Origin of the sequence: Vibrio sp. JPW-9-11-11, from assembly GCF_013369335.1 — a bacterium.
GTDB lineage: Bacteria > Pseudomonadota > Gammaproteobacteria > Enterobacterales > Vibrionaceae > Vibrio.
On record NZ_SZQJ01000020.1, the window covers coordinates 1 to 3,164 of the forward strand.

Sequence of the window (3,164 nt, forward strand, 5' to 3'; positions counted from 1 at the left end):
AAGTTCTTACAGAAATTCAATCGGTGGCCAGAGACCTCTATCAACGTATTGAGCGAACTTTTGAACCAGATGGTATATCTTTTATTCAAAATAACGGTAAATTCAATGAGCTTTCACATTACCATCTCCATATTTTTCCTAGGTTTAATGGTGACAAATTTGGGTGGAAAAGTAGTGAGATTGGAGTTCAAAGCATAGAAAAACTGCGCGAATCTCTGGCACGCTTATAACAAACAATTCAAGCAGACCCTCAACGCTCAGCACTTTTGGTTTGCGTCGAGTTTTGTGTTGCCGAGGTATGCGGAAGGTTAGTCAGAGCGTTTCGGGCTACTTAATTGGGCGTTAGATTTTTCGAGAAATATGAATAGAATCAAAGCAATTTTAATCATCACTCTTGCGATGCATGCAATACTCTTTCTTGCAGTAGAACATGCCTTTTCTAGAGGAAGTGATTTTCAAATTATGTCGCTTATCCTACTGTGGTGTGCTGGCTCCTTAACTGCCGCAACTCAGTTTCGCAAAGCAACTCGAGGGCAGCGAGGCAAAACGTTTCTGATAAAGCTGAGTCATGTGGCGTTGTGGTTAATAGCGCTCTTACCAATCAGTTTAGGGGGATTTTTGCTATTTCTGGTCGTCGCCTTAAATGGTGTGGATTTTAGGTGACGGGAAACCAAAAAGTACAAATCTAACAAGCAATTTAAGCAGATTCGCAACGCTTGGCATTTTTGGTTTGAATCAGTTTTAGTGTGTACGGCACAATGGTTTAGGTGTGGCGGTGGCGTCGCTCACTACTTAATTGGGCGTTATGTGCCAGTTTCGAAAGCTCAATTTGAAGTGCCTCGAAACCATCCCGAGTTAATTCCTTGGAGCTGAATACTTGCTCTAATATGCACGAAGTTTTCTACTTACTCATTGGGTGGCGGAAGTGACTGGTGAAATGACGGAAATGGCAATTTCCAGCTATCTTGGTTGGTTGTTGCTTCTTATGGGTGCTTATCCTTTCTTGCTTGTCGGTGTCAGTATGTTTTTCTATGATATTGAGCGTAAGCATGCCTTGCGGTGGCTAAACGGAATAAGCTTTTTGTTAGCAGCGATTCTTCTTTATATGCACATGCAGACAGAAGTTATCTATGGTCAAGAGTTGCTTGAAGCTTGGTATCGAGACAACCCAGAAGACAGACCTCAATAAAAAGCACATAACAAAGCGTTTAAGAGGGATTCTCAACGCTTGGCATTTTCGGTTTGATTGAGCTTAAGTGTTTACGGCACAATGATTTAGGCTAGGTGGTGGCGTTGTTCACCCCTTAACGCGGCGTTATGTTCCTCCAACAATTAGACGCTAGTGGAGATGGCAGATTGGATTTATAACGTGGGATAATTGAGAGATGGCTTATGGCTTCATTGCAAGGAATATTAAACTTGGATGTTTCTTATCCAGGTATTCACATTAAAGTTGAGCTGATAGTACTTAAAGAATACCTGACACACATGGAGTCTGGTGTTGCTGCATCTTGCAGTAGTTACGTTACATCGGAGGAAAAGAGCTTCAGTGGTCTTGAGCACGATGAATACTCTCATGTTTACCGAATTGCCGAAGACGAGATCCCGCGTATTATTCGCATGCCAATGTTGGTTAGTATCTATACGTTATTTGAGAATTCAGTAACACAGCTACTTGAGTATACAAGGAAAAAAGAAGAAAAAACGCCAAAATTGAAAGATGTTACAGCTAAATCATTGCCTTCAAAGTGCAATAAATATATTGAGCATGTTTTGGGCTTCGACTTCGCATTTGATCAAAAGACTATGAATGCGCTATCAGAAATTACGAAACTAAGAAATTGCGTTGCTCATGCTAATGGAAACTTAAGCTCCCTTGAGGCAAGCAAAGCGAGTGCAATTAAGAAAATCGCAGCGAAAGAGAAGTTAATTTTCATCACATCGGATCAACTAGACATATCATATGAATACCTGCGGAAAAGTTTGGGTATGGTCGAGTTCTCTTTAAGAGAGTTAATGGAATACATCGAAGAGAAGTATGGTTTTTATTAGGAACATAACAATAAATTTAAGCAGATTCGCAACGCTTGGCATTTTCGGTTTGAATCAGCTTTAGTGTTTACGGCACAATACTTTAGGTAGGTGGCAGCGTGGCTCACTACTTAATTTGGCGTTAGCTATACAAGAATATCTCATACTGAAGAGAACCATATATGTACGATCTGTTTAACTCTATGATTGACTCGATGATCGAATGTACAAGGAAGAAAAGGTACACGATTGATGATATTGTCTCATTTGAGGGAAGACTTGGGTATGAACTCCCTGAAACATATAGAGAATTTCTAGTTAAAGTTGGTACTTTCAAATATACCGATAATGAATTTGGTTTTATATTTGAGTTACTCAACTTGGAGTCAATCGAAGAATGGACGAAGTCAGTTTGTAAAGCTAGCGGTACTGTGTTTCCCGAGCTATTACTAATTGCCAGCAGTACTAGTGGGGAGCATTTTGGGTTAAAAGCTACTTCGAAACAGCTATACGTGTTTGACCCAGAATGCCCAGTAGAATTATGGGCGAGTGAACATCTCAAAGAGTATGTATTCAATGATTGGCTTGCAGTACTCCTCAACGAGAGATTCGAAGAGGTTTGGTAGTATATAGCTAACAAAGCGTTTAAGACAGATTCCCAACGCTTGGCGATTTTGGTTCTAATGTTGGGTTTAGTGTTTACGGTGGTAAGGTTAAGTTTTGTGGTAGCGTTGCTCACTACCTAACGCGGCGTTATGTTTACTTGTATTTCAAAGGCTTAAAAATTCTTCGATCTCTGTTCTTTGCCCCTTTGGCAGTTCGTCCTAGTTGTCTCAGCAAATCCGCATTGTCGGCCTAAATTCGTGAATTTCTCAGCCCGTAAAACATGTCAAAGTTCGCGGGTTGCTTCATTTGCAGGTCGTGGCGGCTGGTTACAAATTTCACTGGCTCAAAGTCGCTTTTAGTTTTTTGCCAAGCAGCATTTCAATTTGGCAGTTGCCTCGGCAATTTGCCATTGTTCTGCGCTTTGGTTGGAAAGATAGGGCGCTTGTTGAAGCTAACTCGGGTTGCCTCATTGGGCAGGGAAGTGGACTTACGCGCTTGGTGTTTCGTGCATTTGGCGGCCAAGTGAG

The 3,164-nt window shown here is 41.2% G+C and carries 4 protein-coding genes; all 4 read left to right on the top strand.

What is annotated here, in order from left to right; genetic code table 11:
- Window positions 1-230: HIT family protein (locus tag FCU94_RS19240; protein WP_369597262.1), on the top strand; the 230-nt coding region annotated here is incomplete at its 5' end.
- Between the two features lie 707 nt (window positions 231-937).
- Window positions 938-1,189, top strand: coding sequence for a hypothetical protein (locus FCU94_RS15650; protein ID WP_176289430.1), 252 nt, complete (start codon window positions 938-940; stop codon window positions 1,187-1,189).
- Window positions 1,190-1,392: 203 nt separating this feature from the next.
- Window positions 1,393-2,052: a hypothetical protein gene (locus tag FCU94_RS15655; protein WP_255199286.1), complete on the top strand. Its 660-nt coding sequence runs from the start codon at window positions 1,393-1,395 to the stop codon at window positions 2,050-2,052.
- Between the two features lie 161 nt (window positions 2,053-2,213).
- A complete protein-coding gene (locus FCU94_RS15660) occupies window positions 2,214-2,657 on the top strand; it encodes an SMI1/KNR4 family protein (protein ID WP_176289429.1) in 444 nt (147 codons plus the stop codon).
- Window positions 2,658-3,164 lie beyond the last annotated feature (507 nt).

What these genes read in the sequence shown, in the direction of transcription:
- FCU94_RS15660 (WP_176289429.1), top strand. Translation starts at nt 2,214, where the DNA reads ATGTACGATCTGTTTAACTCTATGATTGACTCGATGATCGAATGTACA.
- FCU94_RS15650 (WP_176289430.1), top strand. Translation starts at nt 938, where the DNA reads ATGACGGAAATGGCAATTTCCAGCTATCTTGGTTGGTTGTTGCTTCTT.
- FCU94_RS15655 (WP_255199286.1), top strand. Translation starts at nt 1,393, where the DNA reads ATGGCTTCATTGCAAGGAATATTAAACTTGGATGTTTCTTATCCAGGT.